At 71.5% G+C, this 20,483-nt stretch carries 19 protein-coding genes; 12 read left to right on the top strand and 7 right to left on the bottom strand.

Going from position 1 to position 20,483, the window contains the following annotated elements; all coding sequences use genetic code 11:
• Window positions 1-18: 18 nt before the first annotated feature.
• The 3 genes from JEQ17_RS19120 to hutU all read right to left on the bottom strand — a co-directional run bounded on the left by JEQ17_RS19120 (window position 19) and on the right by hutU (window position 4,495).
• A complete protein-coding gene (locus JEQ17_RS19120) occupies window positions 19-1,380 on the bottom strand; it encodes a formimidoylglutamate deiminase (protein WP_200396366.1) in 1,362 nt (453 codons plus the stop codon).
• Window positions 1,377-2,642, bottom strand: coding sequence for an allantoate amidohydrolase (locus JEQ17_RS19125; protein ID WP_234048269.1), 1,266 nt, complete (start codon window positions 2,640-2,642; stop codon window positions 1,377-1,379). Before JEQ17_RS19125 ends, JEQ17_RS19120 begins: the two co-directional genes overlap by 4 nt.
• 188 nt (window positions 2,643-2,830) lie before the next feature.
• Window positions 2,831-4,495 carry a urocanate hydratase gene (gene hutU, locus JEQ17_RS19130; RefSeq protein WP_200396368.1) on the bottom strand — a complete coding sequence of 555 codons (1,665 nt, stop codon included), beginning with the start codon at window positions 4,493-4,495 and terminating at the stop codon, window positions 2,831-2,833.
• Between the two features lie 139 nt (window positions 4,496-4,634).
• On the opposite strand from hutU, the gene JEQ17_RS19135 reads away from it, so the two are divergent.
• The 6 genes from JEQ17_RS19135 (at window position 4,635) to JEQ17_RS19160 (ending at window position 10,060) form a co-directional block, all read left to right on the top strand.
• The gene (locus tag JEQ17_RS19135; protein WP_200396369.1) at window positions 4,635-6,035 is read left to right on the top strand and encodes a type III PLP-dependent enzyme domain-containing protein; all 1,401 of its coding nucleotides are present in this window, start codon (window positions 4,635-4,637) and stop codon (window positions 6,033-6,035) included.
• A 115-nt stretch (window positions 6,036-6,150) separates the two neighbouring features.
• On the top strand, window positions 6,151-7,515 hold the full coding sequence (locus JEQ17_RS19140; RefSeq protein WP_200396370.1) for an APC family permease: 1,365 nt from the start codon (window positions 6,151-6,153) through the stop codon (window positions 7,513-7,515).
• 134 nt (window positions 7,516-7,649) lie between these two features.
• On the top strand, window positions 7,650-8,048 hold the full coding sequence (locus JEQ17_RS19145; protein ID WP_055617535.1) for a hypothetical protein: 399 nt from the start codon (window positions 7,650-7,652) through the stop codon (window positions 8,046-8,048).
• A gap of 176 nt (window positions 8,049-8,224) precedes the next feature.
• Complete coding sequence (locus tag JEQ17_RS19150; protein ID WP_234048743.1) at window positions 8,225-9,097, top strand: transcriptional regulator; 873 nt, start codon at window positions 8,225-8,227, stop codon at window positions 9,095-9,097.
• A 38-nt stretch (window positions 9,098-9,135) separates the two neighbouring features.
• Entirely contained in the window at window positions 9,136-9,621 is a 486-nt protein-coding gene (locus JEQ17_RS19155; protein WP_200396371.1) for a roadblock/LC7 domain-containing protein, read from the top strand.
• A 64-nt stretch (window positions 9,622-9,685) separates the two neighbouring features.
• Window positions 9,686-10,060, top strand: a complete 375-nt coding sequence (locus JEQ17_RS19160) for a roadblock/LC7 domain-containing protein (protein WP_055617533.1) — start codon at window positions 9,686-9,688, stop codon at window positions 10,058-10,060.
• 14 nt (window positions 10,061-10,074) lie between these two features.
• On the opposite strand, the gene JEQ17_RS19165 is transcribed toward JEQ17_RS19160, so the two are convergent.
• The 3 genes from JEQ17_RS19165 to JEQ17_RS19175 all read right to left on the bottom strand — a co-directional run bounded on the left by JEQ17_RS19165 (window position 10,075) and on the right by JEQ17_RS19175 (window position 13,355).
• Window positions 10,075-10,659 carry a hypothetical protein gene (locus tag JEQ17_RS19165; protein WP_200396372.1) on the bottom strand — a complete coding sequence of 195 codons (585 nt, stop codon included), beginning with the start codon at window positions 10,657-10,659 and terminating at the stop codon, window positions 10,075-10,077.
• 117 nt (window positions 10,660-10,776) lie between these two features.
• Window positions 10,777-11,664: a MurR/RpiR family transcriptional regulator gene (locus JEQ17_RS19170; RefSeq protein ID WP_200401588.1), complete on the bottom strand. Its 888-nt coding sequence runs from the start codon at window positions 11,662-11,664 to the stop codon at window positions 10,777-10,779.
• Between the two features lie 56 nt (window positions 11,665-11,720).
• A complete protein-coding gene (locus tag JEQ17_RS19175; protein WP_200396373.1) occupies window positions 11,721-13,355 on the bottom strand; it encodes an aromatic amino acid ammonia-lyase in 1,635 nt (544 codons plus the stop codon).
• 141 nt (window positions 13,356-13,496) lie between these two features.
• Here JEQ17_RS19175 and JEQ17_RS19180 point away from each other — a divergent pair, with 141 nt between their 5' ends.
• The 5 genes from JEQ17_RS19180 (at window position 13,497) to JEQ17_RS19200 (ending at window position 17,429) form a co-directional block, all read left to right on the top strand.
• Complete coding sequence (locus JEQ17_RS19180) at window positions 13,497-14,540, top strand: ABC transporter ATP-binding protein (protein ID WP_200396374.1); 1,044 nt, start codon at window positions 13,497-13,499, stop codon at window positions 14,538-14,540.
• Window positions 14,537-15,178: an ABC transporter permease gene (locus JEQ17_RS19185; RefSeq protein WP_200396375.1), complete on the top strand. Its 642-nt coding sequence runs from the start codon at window positions 14,537-14,539 to the stop codon at window positions 15,176-15,178. The genes JEQ17_RS19180 and JEQ17_RS19185 overlap by 4 nt, the downstream gene beginning before the upstream one ends.
• A gap of 1 nt (window position 15,179) precedes the next feature.
• Window positions 15,180-15,842 carry an ABC transporter permease gene (locus tag JEQ17_RS19190; RefSeq protein WP_200396376.1) on the top strand — a complete coding sequence of 221 codons (663 nt, stop codon included), beginning with the start codon at window positions 15,180-15,182 and terminating at the stop codon, window positions 15,840-15,842.
• Between the two features lie 117 nt (window positions 15,843-15,959).
• A complete protein-coding gene (locus JEQ17_RS19195; protein ID WP_200396377.1) occupies window positions 15,960-16,898 on the top strand; it encodes an ABC transporter substrate-binding protein in 939 nt (312 codons plus the stop codon).
• A 102-nt stretch (window positions 16,899-17,000) separates the two neighbouring features.
• The gene (locus JEQ17_RS19200) at window positions 17,001-17,429 is read left to right on the top strand and encodes a hypothetical protein (protein ID WP_200401589.1); all 429 of its coding nucleotides are present in this window, start codon (window positions 17,001-17,003) and stop codon (window positions 17,427-17,429) included.
• 460 nt (window positions 17,430-17,889) lie between these two features.
• Here JEQ17_RS19200 and JEQ17_RS19205 read toward each other — a convergent pair whose 3' ends face one another.
• Window positions 17,890-19,281 carry a cystathionine beta-synthase gene (locus tag JEQ17_RS19205; protein WP_143639057.1) on the bottom strand — a complete coding sequence of 464 codons (1,392 nt, stop codon included), beginning with the start codon at window positions 19,279-19,281 and terminating at the stop codon, window positions 17,890-17,892.
• 147 nt (window positions 19,282-19,428) lie between these two features.
• Here JEQ17_RS19205 and JEQ17_RS19210 point away from each other — a divergent pair, with 147 nt between their 5' ends.
• A complete protein-coding gene (locus JEQ17_RS19210) occupies window positions 19,429-20,463 on the top strand; it encodes an SGNH/GDSL hydrolase family protein (protein ID WP_200396378.1) in 1,035 nt (344 codons plus the stop codon).
• Window positions 20,464-20,483 lie beyond the last annotated feature (20 nt).

Below are 20,483 nucleotides of genomic sequence, written 5' to 3' on the forward strand. Positions count from 1 at the left end.
TCGGGCGGGGCGCGAGGATCAGGCGCGCAGGGCTTCGACGGCGTCGGCCAGGGCCCGCGGCACGTTCGGCACGAGGGCATGGACCCCGTCGCGTACGACGTGCCGGCCGCCCACGACCGTATGGCGCACGTCCGCCGCGGTCGCCGCGAATACGGCCGTCTCGGCGCCGAGCCGCGGCACCGGCCCCGCTGTTCTGACCGAGTCGAGCGCGATCGTCGTGAAGTCGGCGAGCGCGCCGGGTTCGAGGGTGCCCGCGTCGTCCCAGCCCAGGGCCGCGTGACCGTCCGCGGAGGCGGCGCGCAGGAGCGCCGCCGCCGTCCAGTGGCCGCGGGTGCGGGTGCGCAGGCGCTCGTTCAGCTCCATGGCGCGTGCCTCTTCGAGCAGGTCGATGACGGCGTGGCTGTCGGAGCCGAGGGACAGCGGCGAGCCCGCCCGCTGGAGCGCGACGGCAGGTCCGATGCCGTCGGCGAGGTCGCGCTCGGTGGTCGGGCACATGCAGGTGCCGGTCGTGGAGCCGCCGAGCAGCGCGATGTCCTCGTCGGTGAGGTGGGTGTTGTGGACGCCCGTCGTGCGCGGGCCGAGCACCCCGTGGTCGGCGAGCAGCCGGGTGGGCGTGCAGCCGTGCGCCTCCAGGCAGGCGTCGTTCTCCGCCGTCTGCTCGGACAGGTGCACATGGAGCGGGGCCCGCCGCTCCTCGGCCCACCGAGCCACGGCCTCCAACTGCCCCGCGGGCACGGCCCGTACGGAGTGGATGGCGGCCCCGATCCGAGCGTGATCCCGGTCCTTGAGAACTGAACAGCGTGCGGCCCAGGCCTCCGCGGTGCCGTCGGAGAAGCGGAGCTGGTGCCGGTTCGGGGGCTGCCCGGTGCGCTTGTTGAGGAGGCCGGAGGCGAGGTAGGCGGTGTCGAGGAGGGTGATGCGGATGCCCGCCTCGGCGGCGGCCTCGATGAGGGCCTCGCCCATGGCGTTCGGGTCGGCGTACGGGGTGCCGCCGGGCGCGTGGTGGACGTAGTGGAACTCACCGACGGCCGTGATCCCGGCGAGGGCCATCTCGGCGTACACCGCGCGGGCGAGCGCGTGGTACGTGTCCGGGGTCAGCCGGTCCGCGACGGAGTACATGATCTCGCGCCAGGTCCAGAAGGTGCCGGAGCCGACCTGGACCGTGCCGCGCAGGGCACGGTGGAAGGCGTGGCTGTGGGCGTTGGCGAGACCGGGAAGGGTCAGTCCGCGCAGGATCTCGGCGCCCGGGGGCGGGGCGTCGACGCCCGTGCGGACGGCGGCGATCCGCCCCTCCGAGTCCACGTCCAGGGCCACACCCGGCTCGACGAAGGAGTCGAGCCAGGCGTGCTCCAGCCAGTAGGTCGTGCCTCGCGCGCTCACGTGCAGGCCAGCCCTTCCAGTACGTCGGCGAGTGCGGTCACCCCGGCCACGCAGTCGTCCTCGGCGGCGTACTCGGCCGGCGAGTGCGAGACGCCCGTGGGGTTGCGTACGAACAGCATGGCGGTGGGGATGGTTCCGGAGAGGATCCCGGCGTCGTGTCCCGCGCCCGTTCCGAGGACGGGGACCTTGAGGTCCGCCTCCTTCTCCCTGCCCAGGATGCGCGCGATCTCGTCCCGCAGGGCGTGCTCGAACTCGACGACGGGGGTGAACGACTCCCTGACGATGTCCAGTTGGACCCCGTGCTCGTCGGCGTACTCGCGGGCCGCCTTCTCGATGCCGCTCACGACCGTGTCGAGGGTCGCCTGGTCGGCGGCGCGGGAGTCGAGCCAGCCGCGCACGAGGGACGGGATGGCGTTGACGCCGTTCGGCTCGACGGAGATCTTGCCGAAGGTCGCCACGGCACCCGCGAGTTGTGCCTCCCGCCGGGCGGCGAGCACGGTCTCGGCGTAGGACAGCATCGGGTCGCGGCGGTCCACCAGTCGGGTGGTCCCCGCGTGGTTGGCCTCGCCCCTGAAGTCGAACCGCCACCGCCCGTGCGGCCAGATGGCGCTGGCGATGCCGACCTGGTCGCCGGAGAGGTCGAGGGCACGGCCCTGCTCCACGTGCAGTTCGACGAACGCGCCGATCCGGGCCAGGCGCTCGGGGTCGGCCCCGATGACGTCCGGGTCGTAGCCGGCGGCCTCCATGGCCTGCGGCAGGCTGACCCCGTCACCGTCCCGGAGCTGCCGTGCCCGCTCGACGGTCAGCTCCCCGGCCGCGAGCCGTGACCCCACACAGGCGAGCCCGAACCGGGCCCCTTCCTCGTCACCGAAGTTCACGATGGCGAGGGGCTTGGTGAACCGTGCGTTTCTGCTCCGCAGCTCATCCAGCGCGGCGAAGGACGACACGACACCGAGGGGACCGTCGAAGGCACCCCCATCGGGCACCGAGTCGAGATGCGACCCGGTGACGACGGCGTCCCCCGCGGCGGGATCACCGAGCCAGGCCCACTGGTTCCCGTTCCGGTCCAGCTCATAGCTCAGCCCCCGCCCCCGGGCCTGCTCCTCGAACCAGTCCCGACAGTCCCGATCGGCCCCGGTCCAGGCGAACCGCCGGTAGCCACCGGAGTCGGGGTGGCGCCCGATGGGCTGCAACTCCCGCCACATGTCGTGGAAGGAGGGAGGCGCTGAGCGAGGCTGAGTCTTCGAGTCCGGTCCAGGCATTTTCAGCCCGTCGTGGGGGTCCCCCCGCTCGAGCGAAGCCGAGAGTGGGGGAGTTTGAGGACGAGGCCGTTCAGGCCGATCGGGGGTCTGGGGGCGGAGCCCCCGGCGGGGTCCAGGGGCAGAGCCCATGGTTTCGGGAAGGGGCGGGGTGGGGGAAGAGGAGTCCCGCTCTCCACCGAACGGCAGGCTCACGCGGACTCGCCTTCCCGCATGGGAACCCGGACGCCCCGCTCATCGGCCACGGTCTCCGCGATGTCGTACCCCGCGTCGACATGCCGGATGACACCCATCCCGGGGTCATTGGTCAGCACGCGCCGGATCTTCTCCCCGGCCAGCTTCGTACCGTCCGCCACCGACACCTGACCCGCGTGGATGGACCGCCCCATCCCCACACCGCCACCGTGGTGGATGGACACCCAGGACGCCCCGGAGGCGACGTTCACCATGGCGTTCAGCAGCGGCCAGTCGGCGATCGCGTCGGAGCCGTCGAGCATGGCCTCGGTCTCCCGGTAGGGAGAGGCGACGGACCCGCAGTCGAGGTGGTCGCGCCCGATGGCGAGGGGAGCCTGCAGCTCACCGCTGGCCACCATGTCGTTGAACCGCTCGCCGGCCTTGTCCCGCTCGCCGTAGCCGAGCCAGCAGATCCGGGCGGGCAGGCCCTGGAAGTGCACACGCTCACCGGCCAGCTTGATCCAGCGGTGCAGGGACTCGTTCTCCGGGAAGAGGTCGAGGATCGCCTTGTCCGTCTTGTGGATGTCCGAGGCCTCACCGGAGAGCGCCGCCCAGCGGAAGGGGCCCTTGCCCTCGGAGAAGAGGGGCCGGATGTAGGCGGGGACGAAGCCGGGGAAGGCGAACGCCCGCTCGTACCCTGCGAGTTGGGCCTCACCGCGGATGGAGTTGCCGTAGTCGAACACCTCGGCGCCGGCGTCCATGAAGCCGACCATGGCCTCCACGTGCCGGGCCATGGACTCACGGGCACGGGTCGTGAAACCGGCCGGGTCCTTCGCGGCGTACGAGGCCATGTCGTCGAAGTCGACGCCCACGGGGAGGTAGGCCAGCGGGTCGTGGGCCGAGGTCTGGTCGGTCACGATGTCGATGGGAGCGCCCTCGGCGAGCATGCGCGGCAGCAGTTCGGCGGCGTTGCCGAGGAGCCCGATGGAGAGCGGGCGGCGGGCGTCGCGGGCCTCGACGGCGAGTTGGAGGGCGTGCTCCAGGGAGTCGGCCTTCACATCGAGGTACCGGTGCTCGATGCGGCGCTCGATGGCGCGCGGGTCGACGTCGATACAGATCGCGACGCCGTCGTTCATGGTGACGGCGAGCGGCTGGGCGCCGCCCATGCCGCCGAGGCCGGCGGTGAGGGTGATCGTGCCCGCGAGCGTGCCGCCGAACTTCTTGGCGGCGACGGCGGAGAACGTCTCGTAGGTGCCCTGGAGGATGCCCTGGGTGCCGATGTAGATCCAGGAGCCGGCGGTCATCTGCCCGTACATGGTGAGGCCGAGGGCCTCCAGGCGGCGGAACTCCTCCCAGTTCGCCCAGTCGCCCACCAGGTTGGAGTTGGCGATGAGGACGCGCGGGGCCCACTCGTGGGTCTGCATGACGCCGACGGGCCGGCCGGACTGGACGAGCATCGTCTCGTCCTGCTTGAGGGTGCGCAGCGTACGGACCATGGCGTCGAAGGAGCGCCAGTCGCGGGCCGCCTTGCCGGTGCCGCCGTAGACGACGAGCTTGTCGGGGTGCTCGGCGACCTCGGGGTCGAGGTTGTTCTGCAGCATCCGCAGCGCGGCTTCCTGCTGCCATCCCAGGGCGCTCAGTTCCGTACCGCGTGGTGCTCGGACGGGGCGGGGTCCTGACATGGTCTGCCTCCTGGCGGCTGGTGAGTGCTCCGGGTGGTGCCGGTCATTCAGTCGATATTCACATCCTGATCGCCTGAATAGAACTAGTCAATACCTTCGTGGCCCAGCACGGGCGCGGCGCGGATGTTTGGCTGGATGTATGGCGGCATACACAGGCACGGGAGACGCGGACGCGACGGGCGAAGAACCGGACGGAACTCCGAAGGGTCCGGACGGGGGCCTACGACGGGACGAGGCCGTTCGCGCGGCCGTTGAGCAGGGGCTGGTCGGTCCCCTCAGTCCCATCGTCGGGCTCCTCGACATCACCGGCATCCGGGCCTCGGCGGCGGCCCTGCACGCGGCCTTCGACGCGGTGACGGCACCGGGGACGCCCGTGCTGCACGCGTTCGCGGTGAAGGCGACCCCGCTCGTGCCGGTGCTGCGGCTGCTGCGCCGGGAGGGCATCGGCGCGGAGGTCGCGAGCCCGGGCGAGCTGGCCCTCGCCCGCGCGGCCGGGGTCCCGCCGTCCCGTACGGTCCTCGACTCGCCCGCCAAGACCCCGGCAGAGCTGCGGGAGGCGCTCGCCCTGGGCATCGCGGTCAACGCGGACAACCCGCAGGAGCTGTACCGCCTCGACGCCCTCGTGCAGTCGGCCTCGACCCGCTCCCCCATCGGGATCCGGGTGAATCCGCAGGTCGGCGGGGGTTCGATCGGCGCGCTGTCGACGGCGACGGCGACCTCGAAGTTCGGGGTGGCGCTGCGGGACGAGGGGGCCCGCGAGTGGGTCGTACGGGCGTATCTGGACCGGCCGTGGCTGACGCGGCTGCACGCGCACTCCGGTTCGCAGGGGATGCCGCTGGAGCTGATGGCACGGGCGGTCGCGGAGACGTACGGGCTCGCGGAGGAGATCAACGAGCGGGCCGGGCGGCGGCAGATCGACACCCTCGACATCGGCGGCGGACTGCCGGTGAACTTCGGGTCGGACACGCACACGCCCACGTACGAGGAGTACGCGCGGCTGCTCGCGGCGACCGTGCCGGGGCTGTTCGACGGGCGGTACGGGCTGGTCACGGAGTTCGGGCGGTCGCTGCTCGCCAAGCACGGGGTGGTGCTGGCGCGGGTCGAGTACGCGAAGTCGGCCGGCGGACGGGCGATCGCGGTGACGCACGCGGGGGTGCAGGTGGCGGCCCGCACGGTGTACGCGCCGCGGTCCTGGCCGCTGCGGGTGGCCGCGTACGACACGAAGGGGCGGCCCAAGGCGGGGCCCGACGTGGTGCAGGACGTGGCGGGTCCCGCGTGCTTCGCGGGCGACCTGCTGGCGGAGGAGCGGTCGATGCCGCTGCTCGAACAGGGCGACTACGCGGCCGCGTTGGACACGGGGGCGTACTACTTCGCGCACCACTACGCGTACAACTCCCTCGCGCGGCCCGGGATCTACGGCTTCGGTCCCGACAAGGCGGGCGGGGTGCGGTTCGCCGTGGTGCGGACGCCGCAGACGCTGGACGAGATCGTGGCGGAGTCGGGAGGGGCGCACGCGGAGTCGCTGACCGGCACGTTCTGAGGCGCCCACGCCGGGGCGGAGCTCTGATGAACCTCTGAGCCGGTGCCCGAGCGGCATCCCGCGCGCGCCCCAGGGAACACGTCCCCGGACGGATCACCGATCGGGGGAGGTTCTCTTGTCCACCGCAGAATCCACCGCGGGCACACCGGCGCCCGCCGAGGAGCCGGGTCTCAAGCGCGTCCTCGGCCCCAAGCTGCTGATCCTCTTCGTGATCGGCGACATCCTCGGGACCGGCATCTACGCCACCACCGGCAAGGTCGCCGGGAAGGTCGGCGGGGCGCTGTGGCTGCCGTTCGCCATCGGCTTCGTCGTGGCGATCCTGACGGCCGCGTCGTACGTGGAACTCGTCGGCAAGTATCCGAAGGCGGCCGGGGCGGCGCTCTACACACAGAAGGCGTTCAAGGTCCCCTTCCTGACCTTCATCGTCGCGTTCATGGTGATGTGCTCGGGCCTGTCGTCGGCGAGCGCGGCGGCCCGCGCCTTCAGCGGTGACTACCTGTCGGAGCTGACGGGCGACGCGCTGCCGCCGACACTCATCGCGATCTGCTTCATCCTGCTGCTGGCCGCCCTGAACCTGCGGGGCGTGTCGGAGTCCGTGAAGACGAACGTGGTCCTGACGCTGGTGGAGCTGACGGGCCTGGTGATCATCCTCGCGATCGGCGCGTGGGCCGTGCTGAACGGCGACGGGGAGCCGTCCCGGCTGGGCGAGTTCGAGGCGAGCGGCACCGGATATGCCCTGATGACAGGGGTGTTGGGCGCGACGGCGCTGGGCTTCTTCGCGTTCGTCGGGTTCGAGGACTCGGTGAACATGGCCGAGGAGACGAAGGATCCCGTGCGCACCTTCCCGCGGGCGATCTTCATCGGTGTGGCGGTCACGGGCACGATCTACGTCCTGGTGGCGCTGGTCTCGTCGCTGCTGGTCGACTACAAGGTGCTGGAGGGTTCGAGCGGCCCTCTGCTGGAGGTCGTGAAGGCCGGCGGCGTCGACTTCCCGCACAAACTCTTCGCGCTCATCGCCCTGTTCGCCGTCACCAACTCCGCGCTGATCAACATCATGATGGCCTCGCGCCTGTGCTACGGCATGGCCAACGAACGCATCCTGCCGCGCGGGATGGCCCGCGTCCTGCCCACGCGTCGCACACCCGTGGTGGGCATCGCCTTCGTGACGCTGCTCGCGATCGCGCTGGTGTCCACGGGCGAGATCGAGGGCCTGGGCGACACGACGTCGTTCCTGCTCCTGTGCGTGTTCGCGGTGGTCAACATCGCGGTTCTCGTACTGCGCCGCGACCCCGTCGACCACCAGCACTTCCGTACGCCGACCGTGCTTCCGGTGCTCGGCGCGATCACCGCCCTGATCCTCGCCGGTCCGCTGGCCGACCGTCCCGCGGACGTCTACATCCGCGCCGGGGTGCTGCTGGCTGTGGGGGTGGGCCTGTGGGCACTGAACAAGGTGGTGCTGCGTGTAAGGAACGAGGACTGAAAGGGAAAATCCACACACTCTAGCCAGCGGCTGGCATGTTCCTCAGGAAAATGCCAGAACCATCACTCCTCGCGCACACGTTGCGTAGTTTCGGCGTCACTCAGCCGAACCACAACGGGCGGGAGGGAAGCACCGTGCCCGGAATCGACGAGTGCCTGCTGGAGGCCATGAGACTGCCCGGAGCCCGGGGAGCCTCGGTGGTCGACTGGACCAGCGGACTGGCTCTTGGCACGGTCGGGGACTCACCCAACGGAGACCACGAGGCCACCGCGGCCGAGGCGGCGGAACTCGCCCGCCTGGCCGCGGAGCACAAGGCCTTCGCCCCCGAGGAAGGAGCCGACTGGTCCGGCGGACAGCCGCCGGTCGAAGATCTCATCATCTGCAACAAGGACAGCTACCACGTCCTGCGTTTCGTCCGTACGACGTTCGACAGCAGTGTGTTCCTGCATCTGTGGCTGGGTCGTTCGGACGGCAATCTCGCCCTGGCCCGCATACGCCTGGGCGAGATGGCGGAGCGGCTGGTGGTGGGGTGACCACGGTGGAGGCACGCCCCCTGCCCGGCCGCGACAGAGCCGACGACGACAGAGCCGGCGGCGACACGGCGGATCCCGTCAGGACGGACCACGTCCCGGCGGACCGCACCACCCCGGACCGCGGCTCCCCGAACCGCGCGGAACCACGGTCCGGCATCCCGCCCACCCTCAGCCCGATGCTCAGCCGTCTCGCCGAGGAACGCGCCACCGGCGTCCTGACGCGGGAGCGCGGTGTGCTGTATCTGGTCGAGGGCCAGGTGGTGCACGCGGAGAGCCCCGCGACACCCGGGCTCGACGTGCTGCTCACCACCCGCGGCGCGCTGGGCTCGGAGGGCTGGTGGGAGGCGGTCTCGGAGGCGGGGGCCGAGCGGCGGGTCGGACGGTTCCTGGTGGACAGCGGGCGACTGACGGCGGGCGCCCTCGAGCTGTGCCATCTGGGCGCGCTGTACGACGCGGCGTTCTTCACGCTCGGCCCGAGCAGCGGTCCGGCGCGGTTCCGGTACGGGGTCGCGCACTGGATCGGTCCCGTGCGGCCGGTCTCCGTGGACGCGGTGGAGCGGGAGACGCTGCGGCGTCGCGATCTGCTGCACCGCATCTGGCCGGAGCCGGGCACGGACACCGAGCCGCTCGTACGGACCGGCCGTGCCGTCGACTCGATCCTTCCCCCGCGTCAGCGCACGGTCCTCGACCAGGTGGACGGTGAGCGCACGGCGTCGGACATCTCGCTGGTGCTCGGCCGTCCGGGATTCCACACCCTGGTCGACCTCCGGCGGCTCGCGGCCGCCGGAATCGTGACGCCGCGATCGCCGACGATCGCGTCAGGGCCACTCCCGTCCGGTTCCCTCGCGTCCGGACCGGACGAATCCGGGCCCGCCGAATCCGGGCCGGTCCCGTCCGGACCGGACCGAGCCCGGACGCCGGAAGCACCCGCAACCCCCCTGTCCCCCGTCTCCACGGTGGTCGCGCAGGCCGCGGAGGCGGCGCAGGCGTCGGCCGATCCCGACGTCGCCCTGCTGCGCCGTCTCAGAGACGCCTTGGAGGCCTTGTGATCCGCGCGCTCCGACAGCGTGCCGAGAGGAGACAACTGATGGCGGCCGAGGCCGAAGTCCTCGACGAACTACACCGGTTGCGGGCGCGAGTGCCCCAACTGACGGGTGCCCTCGCGGCCAGCGTCGACGGCCTCGTGCTGGCCCAGGACACCCCGGGCGTGGAGCCGGAGGGGCTCGCCGCGCTCACCGCCGCCGCGCTGGGAGTCGCCCTGCGCATGGCGGACGCGACCGGACGGGGCGATTTCCGCGAACTGCTGCTGCACGGCGAGCACGGCTATCTGGCGACCTACGCGGCGGGACCCTCCGCCGTGCTGACGCTGCTGGCCGGTGACCGGGCGAACGTCGGCCGGCTGCACCTCGAAGGGCGCCGCTCCGGCACCCGGATCGGGGAGCTCGTCGAGGCCGCGGTCGAGAGCCGGCCCGCCCCGGCCGCGCGGGCCCCGGCGAAGCCCTCCGCGCCCCGCACCCGAACCGCGCGCGTCGCGCGCACCACCACCACCGAGCCGACCGGCAAGAGCCGTTGAGCACGGATCCACCGGACCGAACTCGCCGGTCCGAACTCACCGAACCGAAAGGACAGTCACGACCATGGCGAACACCGAAACCTCTCTGAAAGAGGCCCTGGCCTCCATCGAGGGCGCGACCGGAGCCGCTCTCGTCGACTACACCAGCGGTATGGCGCTGGGCACGATCGGCGGCAGCAAGGGCTTCGACCTCACGGTCGCGGCGGCCGGCAACACCGACGTCGTACGCGCCAAGATCCGCACCATGGAGCACCTGGGTCTCAAGGGCGAGATCGAGGACATCCTGATCACGCTGTCCGACCAGTACCACCTGATCCGCCTGATGAAGGGCCGCGGCGGCAACGGTCTCTTCCTGTACCTGGTGCTCGACGCCAAGCGTTCCAACCTCGCGATGGCCAGGCACCAGTTGAAGAGGATCGAGGCCGATCTGGAGGTCTGACCCCGCCCCGGGGCTCAGACGAGCACGCCACCCCGACGCCGCGCCCCACCGGGCGCGGCGTCGCCCGCGGCGATCCCCGTGGCGCGATAGCCCTTGACCCGCTTGCCCGCCGGAACGCCGGCCCCGCGCCCGAGCCAGTCGACACGGACCCAGACGAGCGACTCGGCCGCCCGTTCGAGCCGTCCGATCCGGGCCGCCTTGAGGCGAAGGCCCGTTCCGGCCCCGGCGAGCAGCATGCCTCCGGCCGCGGGGACGGCGAACGCCGAGCCCAGTGCTCCCACGAGGGCGAGCAGCAGCCACCACCGGTGCCCGCGCCGCCAGTTCCGTACCGTCACGGCCCGGTCCTGGAGCACATCGTGCTTCCCGGCCCGGGCGGCCCCGCCGACCAGCGCCACGTACCGCTTGTGCCGTACCAGGGCCACCACGGCCGCGGTGATCAGGAAGAGCGCGGCTCCCGCCATCACCCCGATCCGGCGCCCGGTGATGCCGGGCACCAGTACACCCACACCCGCCGAGATCACTCCGAGCCACCACAACGGTGCCGCCCCGGCCCGTACGACGACGGCCACCCGCGCCAGTCCCTGCCCTCCGCGCGTCACGATCCGCTCCTCACCGACTCATCGACGCCTCTTTTGGGCACGCAGGCTAGCGAGCGAAAGTGAGACACGTCTGAGAGCGGACCCAAAAAAGGCGACTCCGTACCCGACGCGGTACCGCTACTCGACGAACAGGCCCCGTGCGGCGGCCCGCGCGTCGAACTCCTCCAGGCGTGCCTGTGCCTGGGGCAGCCCGTCGCACATCGCCTCAAGGAGCACCCGCCCGAGCAGCATCGGCGCGCACGCCGTGTCGAAGGCGAGCCCGGTCCCGACGGCGGCGGGCAGCAGCAGGTCGGACACCTTGGCGACCGGTGCGAACGCCGAGTCCGCCACGGTGACGACGGTCAGCCCGGCCTCCTTCGCGTAGGCCAGCGTGTCCACGACCTCCCGCGGGTGCCGGGGCAGCGCGAAGCACAGCAGGGTCGTGGCCCCGGCCCGTACGGCCGAGTCGATCCGGTCGTGGACCATCGTGCCGCCCTCGTGCAGCAGCCGTACGTCCGGATGGACCTTGGCGGCGAAGTACGCGAAGCCGTAGGCCTGGGAGGCGGCGGCCCGCAGTCCGAGCACGGGCAGCGGCCGTGAGGCGGCGAGCAGCCGTCCGGCCCGCTCCACGGGACGCGGGTCCGCGAGCACGGAGGCGAGATGGCGCAGGTTCTCGATCTCGGCCTCGACGGCCTGCTGGTACTCGTTGTACGAGCCCGTGTCCGCCGCGGGTTCGGCGGGCGTGACCTCGCGCAGGTGCTTGCGGAGCGCCGGATAGCCGTCGAAGCCGAGGGCCACGGCGAAACGGGTGACGGACGGCTGGCTGACCCCGGCCAGCTCCGCGAGCTCCACGCTCGACAGGAACGGCACGTCGGCGGCCCGCCGCACCATGCTGTGGGCGATGCGTCGCTGCGTGGGGGTGAGCCGGTGGCCCTCGAAGAGCGTCTGCAGACGCCCGGCAGGACTGTCCGTCACACCCGCGCTCCCGTCGGCCGCGCCCGACTCGCCGACCGGGCCCGTCTCCATGCTCGTGTCCATGTCACTGTCCATGCCCATATTCACGCTCATGTTCCCGTCCACGCTCATGCCGTGCTCCCCCTCCAGATGTCCGTGAACCGGTCGAGCAGCGCGGCCGCCGCCGTCACGTCGTCCGTGAGCGGCCGGTCGGTCGGGTCCGCGTCGAGCACCGACTCGGCGAGTTCCAGCGCCCGCGCCACCGGCAGCTCCGGGTCGGGCCGCAGCTCGCGCTGGCGCAACGCCCGTACGGCGGCGACGAGTTCGCAGCCCACGACGAGCCGGTACGCATCGCACGCGCGCAGCGTCTGACGGGCTGCGAGCGAGGCGAAGCTGGCCTGCTCCTCGACGCCCCGGGAGAGTACAGCGTGGCCGAGCGAGGCGGGCGCGGAGAAGGCCCGCAGATCACCGAGGGCGGCCCCGGCGGCGTACTCCAGGATCATCACGCCGGAGGAGGCGGGCTCGTGGTCGGCGAGGAAGGGGCGCAGCCGGGTGTAGGCGGGTTCGTTGAGGGTCGAGAGGCGGGAGGTCGAAAGGCGGGCCACCTGGGTGAGGGAGAGCCTGAAGTGGTCGAGGGCGAGGGCGAGTTGGGCCTGGTAGAAGCCGCCGTGGTGGTAGGCGGCCATGTCCTCGGCGCAGATCAGCGGGTTCTCGGCGGCCGCGTTGATCTCGACGGCGAGGACCTCCTCCAGGGCGTCGGCCGCGTCGTGCGCGGGCCCGTGGATCTGCGGCAGACACCGGAATCCGTACGGGTCCTGGATCCGGCCGAGCGGCGGCGTCGGGTGGTCGGCGGCGCCGATCAACTGCCGCATGCGCCGGGCCACTTCACTCGAACCGCGGTGCGGACGCGCGGCGTGCACGGGCGCCGCGTACGCCTCGTACGAGCCGTCCACCGCGACCAGTGACAGTGCGGCGACGACCTGCGTGGCCCCGATGAGCCCGCGCAGTTCGTGCAGCGCGAGGGCCGCCTGTCCGAGGGTGAGGGCGTTGCTGCTGATCAGCGCGAGGGCGTCGTTGTTGTCGAGCGGCTGGGGCTCGGGCGCGCCCACGGTCTCCGGCGTACCGGTGAGCGCACCCGTGGCCGCTCCCGCGATCGCCCCGCCGAGCACGCCGCCGCCCACGCTTCCCGAGGCACCGGCGCCCACGACCGCGCGCACTCCGGTCGACGCGTCCGCGCCCCGCCAGGGGTGCTCCCCGGCCAGCGCCAGCCCGAGCTGCGCGAGGGCCGCGATGTCCCCGGTCCCCACCGAGCCGAACTCGTTCACGACGGGGTACGCCCCGGCCTCCAGCGCCTCGCACAGCGCGGTGACGACGGTGGGCCGCAGACCCGCGCCGCCCGCCAGGAGCTGGTTCGCGCGGACGGCGAGCATCGCCCTGACCTGCCGGGCGGGCAGTTCCTCGCCGATGGCGCCCGCGTGGCTGCGCAGCAGGCGCAGACCGTGCTCGGCGGCCGCCTCGGTCGGCACGTCCTCGTTCCGGTTGGCGCCGACTCCGGTGGAGCGGCCGTACACGCGCCCGGTAGCGGCGATCCGCCGGGCGGCGTCCCAGGATTCCTCGACGCGTTTCATCGCCTCGGTGCCCGGAACCGGCCGTGCGGTCCCGTCGGCGAGCCGTACGACGTCGGCCACTCCGGTGCTGCAACCGTCCAGCACCACGAGGCCGGTGGTCACCGCACCCGGTGTGTCCACATCCCGAGACGACATAGAGCGTGAACTCCCCTCAATCCGGACGTTGGATCTTGCCTGACGGCCATAAGTAACCGGTGATTAACACCGAACCGTTGACAACCTATTCAGATACAGAGAACTCTGCATGACGATATGCAGCCGGGCAAGGGACACCTCATGATCCAGTTCGACGCGGTCCACAAGCGCTTCCCGAACGGCACCACAGCGGTCCACGACCTCTCCCTGGAGATGCCAGAAGGCGGCGTGACCGTCCTCGTGGGATCTTCCGGTTGCGGCAAGACGACCACCCTGCGAATGATCAACCGAATGGTCGACCCGACCTCCGGGACCATCCGGGTCGGCGGCCGTGACGTGCTGGACCAGGACGCCGCCGACCTGCGCCGCTCCATCGGTTACGTCATCCAGCAGTCGGGCCTCTTCCCGCACCGCACGGTCCTCGACAACATCGCGACCGTGCCGCTGCTCCTCGGCCACGGCCGCCGCAAGGCACGGGCCAGGGCCGCCGAGCTCCTGGAGACGGTCGGCCTGACCGCCGAGTCCGGGAAGCGCTACCCGCACCAGCTCTCCGGCGGCCAGCAGCAGCGCGTGGGTGTGGCCCGCGCGCTCGCCGCCGACCCGCCGGTGCTCCTGATGGACGAGCCCTTCGGTGCGGTCGACCCGGTCGTGCGCACCCAGCTCCAGGACGAACTGCTGCGGCTCCAGAAGGAGTTGAGCAAGACGATCGTCTTCGTCACGCACGACATCGACGAGGCGGTACGGCTCGGCGACCAGATCGCGATCTTCCGCACCGGCGGCCATCTCGTCCAGTGCGCGACCCCCTCCGAGCTGCTGGCCCGCCCGGCCGACGACTTCGTCGCGGACTTCCTGGGCGCCGAACGCGGCCTGAAGCTCCTGTCCCTGACGCCCCTCAAGGGCATACCGCAGGCGCCGGCCCCCGAGGGCGGCACCTGGGAGCTGACCCTCGACGAGGCCCGCAGGCCCCTGCACTGGCGCACCAAGGACACCGGGGACACCGAACTCCCCGTACGGCCGCTGCGCGACACCGACTCCCTGCTGGCCGCCCTCAACGAGTCCATCGCCTCCCCGACCGGACTCGTGGCCCGCGTCGACGCCGACGGCGCCCTCACCGGCGTGACCTCGCGCGACGAGATCCACCAGCACGCGGGCCAGGCCCACGCGGAAGCCCGGGTGGCCTCGTGACCGTCGACTGGTCGTGGATAGGCGACCACACCGACGACCTCACCACCCTGACCTTCTCGCACCTCCAGGCGGCCCTGTCCGCGGTCTTCTTCGGCCTGCTGATCTCCCTGCCGCTGGCCGTGGTCGCCCACCGGATCCGCCCCCTGCGCGGCGTGCTGCTGGGCCTCTCGAACGTCCTCTTCACGATTCCGTCGATCGCGGTCTTCGTGCTGCTCCTCCCGGTCTCCGGCCTGACCCGCACCACCACGGTCATCGGCCTGACGATCTACACCCTCGTCGTCCTCCTGCGGAACACGGTCGAAGGCCTCGACTCGGTCCCCGCGAAGACGAAGGAGGCCGCGAAGGCCATGGGCACGCGCCCCCTGCGCGCCCTCCTCACGGTCGAGCTCCCCCTCGCGCTCCCCGTGATCATGGCGGGCGTCCGTATCGCCACGGTCATGTCGATCTCGCTGGTCTCCGTGGCCACGTACATCGGCGACGGCGGCCTCGGCCAGCTCTTCACGGACGGTTTCCAGCGCAACTTCCCGACCCCGGTCATCGTCGGCGTCGTCCTGACGCTCCTGCTGGCCCTGGTCGCGGACGCGCTGCTGGTCGCCGTCCAGTACGTACTCACCCCGTGGACGAGGCGGCGAGCCTGACATGTACGAACTCTTCAAGGACCTCGGCGACTGGCTGGTCAGCGGCGAGCAGTGGACCGGCCCCGACGGCATCGGCCACCGCCTCGCCGAACACCTCCAGTACTCCCTCCTCGCCACCCTCGTGGCCGCCGCGATCGCCCTCCCCCTGGGCCTGCTGATCGGTCACACGGGCAAGGGCGCGTTCCTCGCGATCAACCTCGCGTCCTTCGGTCGCGCGCTGCCCACCGTCGGCCTGGTCGTCCTCGTCTTCCTGGCGAGCGGCCTGTCGATGTGGCCGGTGTACGTGGCGCTGGTCGCCCTCGCGGTCCCGTCGATCGTGACGAACACGTACGCGGGCATGACCGCCGTCGACCCGGACGTGAAGGACGCGGCGCGCGGCCAGGGCATGCGCTGGCACCAGGTCCTCTTCCAGGTCGAACTGCCCCTCGCGCTCCCGCTGATCATGACGGGCCTGCGGCTGGCACTGATCCAGGTGGTGGCCACGGCCACGATCGCGGCGTACGTCTCCTTCGGCGGGCTGGGTCGGTACGTGTTCGACGGACTCGCCCAGCGGGACCTCGTGCAGGTGCTGGGCGGGGCGGTGCTGGTGGCGCTGGTCGCCGTTGTGCTCGACCTGGGCCTGAGCGGGCTGCAGCGGGTGCTGTTCCGTCATCGCCCCGCGTAGACGCTGCCGCTGGCCGCAGTTCTGAATCTGCGGGCCGGCCGTGGCTGGTCGCGCAGTTCCCCGCGCCCCTTACGGGGCGCCCCTGATCTCAGCAACTCCCCTCAGGAGCTTCCTCCCATGAATCGACGTACTCTCCTCGGCGGGCTCTTCGCCGCCGCGTCCGTTCCCGCTCTCGCCGCGTGCAGCAGCGGGATCACCTCGCTCGACGGCGGGGGCAGTGCCGGTGGCGGGGCCGGGTCCAGCAAGGACGGTGTCACCATCGGCACCGCCAACTTCACCGAGAACCAGGTGCTCGGCTTCCTCTACGCGGCCGTCCTGGAGGCCGCCGGTGTGAAGACGAAGGTCCGCCCGAACCTCGGCACCCGCGAGATCCTCATCCCCGCCCTCAAGGGCGGCGACATCGACCTGCTCCCCGAGTACCAGGGCGCCCTCCTGCACTACCTCTCTCCCAAGGCGGAGGCGACGGAGGAGGGCGAGATGCAGAACGCCCTCGCGATGGCCCTGCCCGCCGGGCTCCAGGTGCTGCCGTACGGCATGGCCGAGGACTCGGACGCGTTCGTCGTCACCCAGGAGACGGCCGACAAGTACGGACTGGTCTCCCTCGCCGACCTGAAGAAGGAGAACGGCAAGCTCGTCATCGGCGCCGCGCCCGAGGTGAAGAAACGCGAGGTCGGCTCGGTGGGCCTGAAGGACGTGTACGGGGTGGAGTTCAAGGAGTTCAAGTCCCTCGACTCCTCCGGGCCACTGGTGAAGGGCGCCCTGAAGAAGGGCGACGTGGACGTGGCGAACCTCTTCACCACGGACACCGACATCGTGGCCAACAAGTGGGTCGTCCTCACCGACCCCAAGAACCTCATCCCCGGCCAGCACATCGTCCCCCTCATAGCCGACCGCAAGGCCGACTCGACGGTCCGCAAGGCCCTCGCCGAACTGGGCAACGTGCTCACCACCGCGGATCTGACCGAGCTGAACCGCCAGGTCGACAAGGACAAGAAGGACCCGGAGGACGTGGCGAACGCGTACGCGAAGGAGAAGGGCCTGACCGAGCAGGCCTGACGAAGCAGGGCCCCACCTGGTGGGGAACAGCCCAGCGAGGACAGGGGGGCTAACCCCCGTGCCAACCGGGCTCCGGCTCTCTACCGTTGGATTATGACCGGTATGGAAGCCCGCGACGCCGAACTCAAGAAGGAACTCGACGCCACCTTGCACGCACGCAAGGAACTGGGCGAAGAGTACGAGTCCGCGCTGGTCGACTCGTTCCTGGAAAAGGTCGAGCAGCGCCTGGACGGCGCGGTCGACCGCCGGGTGCGTCGTCAGCTCGCGGAACAGCAGATGGTGGTGGCCCGGGGCTCGCGCTCCCCGCAGGGATCCTCGGATTCCTTCGGCGAGCGATTCGGCTTCGGCATCGTCTCGCTGGTCCTCGCGATCCCCCTGTCCGCGATCGGCGGCGGGGTCGCGGACCTGCCCGGCCTCCTCGTCGCCTGGGCGGGCATCGTGGGGGTCAACGTGGTCCAGGCCGCACGCAACTCACCGAACTTCTTCACCCGCCGCCGCAAGTCCTCCCAGAACAGCGATTGGGAAGAGTGAGCCACCACGCCCCGTAAGGGGCGCGGGGAACTGCGCGACAAGCCCCCACCGGCCCGCAGCACGGCAAACGACCCGCACGCGGAACACCCACACGCAAAAAGGGCCCGGTACCGCAAGGTACCGGGCCCTTCGCGGGCTTGCGCGGGGACCGCCGCACCCCCGTTGCCGGGGGGCGGGACGACGGCGGTCCCCGCGAGGGACGCGGGCCGGGTCAGGGCCAGGCTTACGCGTCCGTGGCGTCCATGGAGGTCCGGGAGCCGCTCCGGAGGTCCTTGGCGCCGTTTCGGTGCCGGCCGGGGCGGGGAGCCGCTCCCGCCCTTGCCGACATCCACCAATGTGCCGGACGCGTGTTAAGCGTGTGCTGCGCGGACGTGACGCGCTCGTACCACTTCCACGAAGTTCCGCCGTGATCGCTCACACCGGAAGTTCCCCTCCGGGGCACGCAGTTCACCGGACGTTCCTACTGGCGTCCACCCTTGGCCAGGAAGGACAACAGGTCCTGCCGGCTGACGACACCGGTGGGCTTGCCCTCGACCAGGACGATCGCCGCGTCGGCGCCACCGAGCACGGTCATCAGGTCGCCGACCGGCTCACCGGAGCCGACCTGGGGCAGCGGCGCCGACATGTGCTTCTCCAGCGGGTCGGAGAGGGAAGCCCGCTGGGTGAACAGCGCGTCGAGCAGTTCCCGTTCGACCACGGACCCCACGACCTCGGCCGCCATCACGTCCGGGTGACCCGCGCCCGGCTTCACGATCGGCATCTGCGAGACGCCGTACTCCCGCAGCACCTCGATGGCCTCGCCGACCGTCTCGTCCGGGTGCATGTGGACGAGGGACGGGATGGCCCCGTGCACCTTGTCGCTCAGGACATCGGCGACGCGGGCGCTGGGCCCCTCGTCCTCCAGGAACCCGTAGTCGGCCATCCACTCGTCGTTGAAGATCTTGCTGAGGTATCCGCGCCCGCTGTCGGGCAGCAGCACGACCACGACGTCGTCGGGGCCCAGCCGCTCGGCGACGCGCAGCGCGGCCACGACGGCCATGCCGCAGGAGCCGCCGACGAGCAGCCCCTCCTCCTTGGCGAGCCGCCGGGTCATCTGGAAGGAGTCCTTGTCGGACACGGCGACGATCTCGTCGGCGACGGTCCGGTCGTACGCGGTCGGCCAGAAGTCCTCGCCGACGCCCTCGACGAGGTACGGGCGCCCGGAGCCGCCGGAGTACACGGACCCCTCGGGGTCGGCGCCGACGACCTGGACCTTCCCGTCGCTGGCGTCCTTGAGGTACCGCCCGGTCCCGGAGATGGTGCCGCCGGTGCCCACGCCCGTCACGAAGTGGGTGATGCGCCCCTCCGTCTGCTCCCACAGCTCGGGGCCGGTGGAGTGATAGTGGGAGAGGGGATTGTCGGGGTTGGAGTACTGGTCGGGCTTCCAGGCTCCCGGGGTCTCCCGCACGAGCCGGTCCGAGACGTTGTAGTACGAGTCGGGGTGCTCGGGGTCAACGGCGGTGGGGCAGACGACGACGTCGGCGCCGTACGCCCGCAGAACGTTGATCTTGTCGGTGCTCACCTTGTCGGGGCACACGAAGATGCACTTGTAGCCCTTCTGCTGAGCCACGATGGCAAGGCCCACACCTGTGTTTCCACTGGTCGGCTCGACGATCGTGCCGCCCGGCTGCAGTGCGCCGCTCTTCTCGGCTGCCTCGATCATGCGCAGGGCGATGCGGTCCTTCACGGAACCGCCGGGGTTGAAGTACTCGACCTTCGCGAGGACGGTCGCCTGAATGCCGGCGGTCACGCTGTTGAGCCTCACCAGCGGGGTGTTGCCGACGAGACTGATCATCGAGTCGTGGAATTGCACCGTTGTCTCCGGAGCTGAAAAAGAAGTGATTGGGGTGGTGTCGTCAGCCTAAGCCCCCTCCTGGGCGTTCACGTCTCGTTGAGATTGGCCGACGGTCTGTACGGGGCAAGCAGTGGGTGTACGGCAAAGAGGAGGTGGCGGCTACGCATGACGAGCTTGTCGAGAGCGAGGGTGGCACGCCGGATCGCCGCGGGCGCAGCGTACGGCGGCGGTGGGATCGGTCTGCTGGGCGCGGCGACGGTCGGAGTGGTACTGGCCGAGGTCCAGCTGGCGAAGCGCCAGGTGGGGAACGGCCACAGCCCCCATCCGCCGAGCGCGGACGGGCTGTACGGGTATGTGTACGCCGGCTCGGAGGAACCGCTGCGCCTGACGATGCTGGGTGACTCCACGGCGGCGGGGCAGGGCGTGCACCGGGCCCGCCAGACACCGGGGGCGCTGCTCGCGTCCGGGCTCGCGGCGGTGGCGGAGCGGCCGGTGCGGCTGCGGAACGTGGCGCTGCCCGGAGCCCAGTCCGACGACCTGGACCGCCAGGTCGCGGTGGTTCTCGGGGAGCCGGACGGGATCCCCGACGTATGCGTGATCATGGTCGGCGCGAACGACGTGACGCATCGGATGCCGGCGACCCGCTCGGTCCGTCACCTCTCGGCGGCGGTACGGCGGCTGCGTACGGCGGGTGCCGAGGTGGTCGTGGGCACGTGCCCCGACCTGGGCACCATCGAGCCGGTCCAGCAGCCGCTGCGGTGGCTGGCACGGCGGGCCTCGCGGCAGCTCGCGGCCGCCCAGACCATCGGGACGGTGGAGCAGGGCGGGCGGACGGTGTCGCTGGGCGACCTGCTGGGCCCGGAGTTCGCGGCGAATCCGCGGGAGCTCTTCGGGCCCGACAACTACCACCCCTCCGCCGAGGGCTACGCGACGGCGGCGATGGCGATGCTGCCCACGCTGTGCGCCGCGCTGGGCCTGTGGCCGGCGGAGGAGGAGCGGCCGGACGTCTCCCGCCGGGAGGGGTTCCTGCCGGTGGCCCGGGCCGCCGCGGAGGCCGCGTCCGAGGCGGGTACGGAGGTCACGGCGGCCATGCCGACCGGGCCGCGTGCCCCCTGGGCCCTCCTCAAGCGCCGCCGCCGCCACCGCGTCCCGGCCACGGACCCGTCCCCGACGACGACGACCCGGGAGCCGTCCGCCTGACTCGGGGGCGCTGCCCCCGA

It is taken from the genome of Streptomyces liliifuscus (assembly GCF_016598615.1).
In the GTDB taxonomy this organism is placed as follows: Bacteria; Actinomycetota; Actinomycetes; order Streptomycetales; family Streptomycetaceae; genus Streptomyces; species Streptomyces liliifuscus.

Excerpts from the sequence above, each read along its gene's own strand:
- JEQ17_RS19125 (WP_234048269.1), bottom strand. The coding sequence starts at position 2,642 with ATGCCTGGACCGGACTCGAAGACTCAGCCTCGCTCAGCGCCTCCCTCC.
- hutU (WP_200396368.1), bottom strand. The coding sequence starts at position 4,495 with ATGTCAGGACCCCGCCCCGTCCGAGCACCACGCGGTACGGAACTGAGC.
- JEQ17_RS19135 (WP_200396369.1), top strand. The coding sequence starts at position 4,635 with ATGGCGGCATACACAGGCACGGGAGACGCGGACGCGACGGGCGAAGAA.
- JEQ17_RS19150 (WP_234048743.1), top strand. The coding sequence starts at position 8,225 with ATGCTCAGCCGTCTCGCCGAGGAACGCGCCACCGGCGTCCTGACGCGG.
- JEQ17_RS19155 (WP_200396371.1), top strand. The coding sequence starts at position 9,136 with ATGGCGGCCGAGGCCGAAGTCCTCGACGAACTACACCGGTTGCGGGCG.
- JEQ17_RS19160 (WP_055617533.1), top strand. The coding sequence starts at position 9,686 with ATGGCGAACACCGAAACCTCTCTGAAAGAGGCCCTGGCCTCCATCGAG.
- JEQ17_RS19170 (WP_200401588.1), bottom strand. The coding sequence starts at position 11,664 with ATGGAGACGGGCCCGGTCGGCGAGTCGGGCGCGGCCGACGGGAGCGCG.
- JEQ17_RS19175 (WP_200396373.1), bottom strand. The coding sequence starts at position 13,355 with ATGTCGTCTCGGGATGTGGACACACCGGGTGCGGTGACCACCGGCCTC.
- JEQ17_RS19180 (WP_200396374.1), top strand. The coding sequence starts at position 13,497 with ATGATCCAGTTCGACGCGGTCCACAAGCGCTTCCCGAACGGCACCACA.
- JEQ17_RS19190 (WP_200396376.1), top strand. The coding sequence starts at position 15,180 with ATGTACGAACTCTTCAAGGACCTCGGCGACTGGCTGGTCAGCGGCGAG.
- JEQ17_RS19195 (WP_200396377.1), top strand. The coding sequence starts at position 15,960 with ATGAATCGACGTACTCTCCTCGGCGGGCTCTTCGCCGCCGCGTCCGTT.
- JEQ17_RS19200 (WP_200401589.1), top strand. The coding sequence starts at position 17,001 with ATGGAAGCCCGCGACGCCGAACTCAAGAAGGAACTCGACGCCACCTTG.
- JEQ17_RS19210 (WP_200396378.1), top strand. The coding sequence starts at position 19,429 with ATGACGAGCTTGTCGAGAGCGAGGGTGGCACGCCGGATCGCCGCGGGC.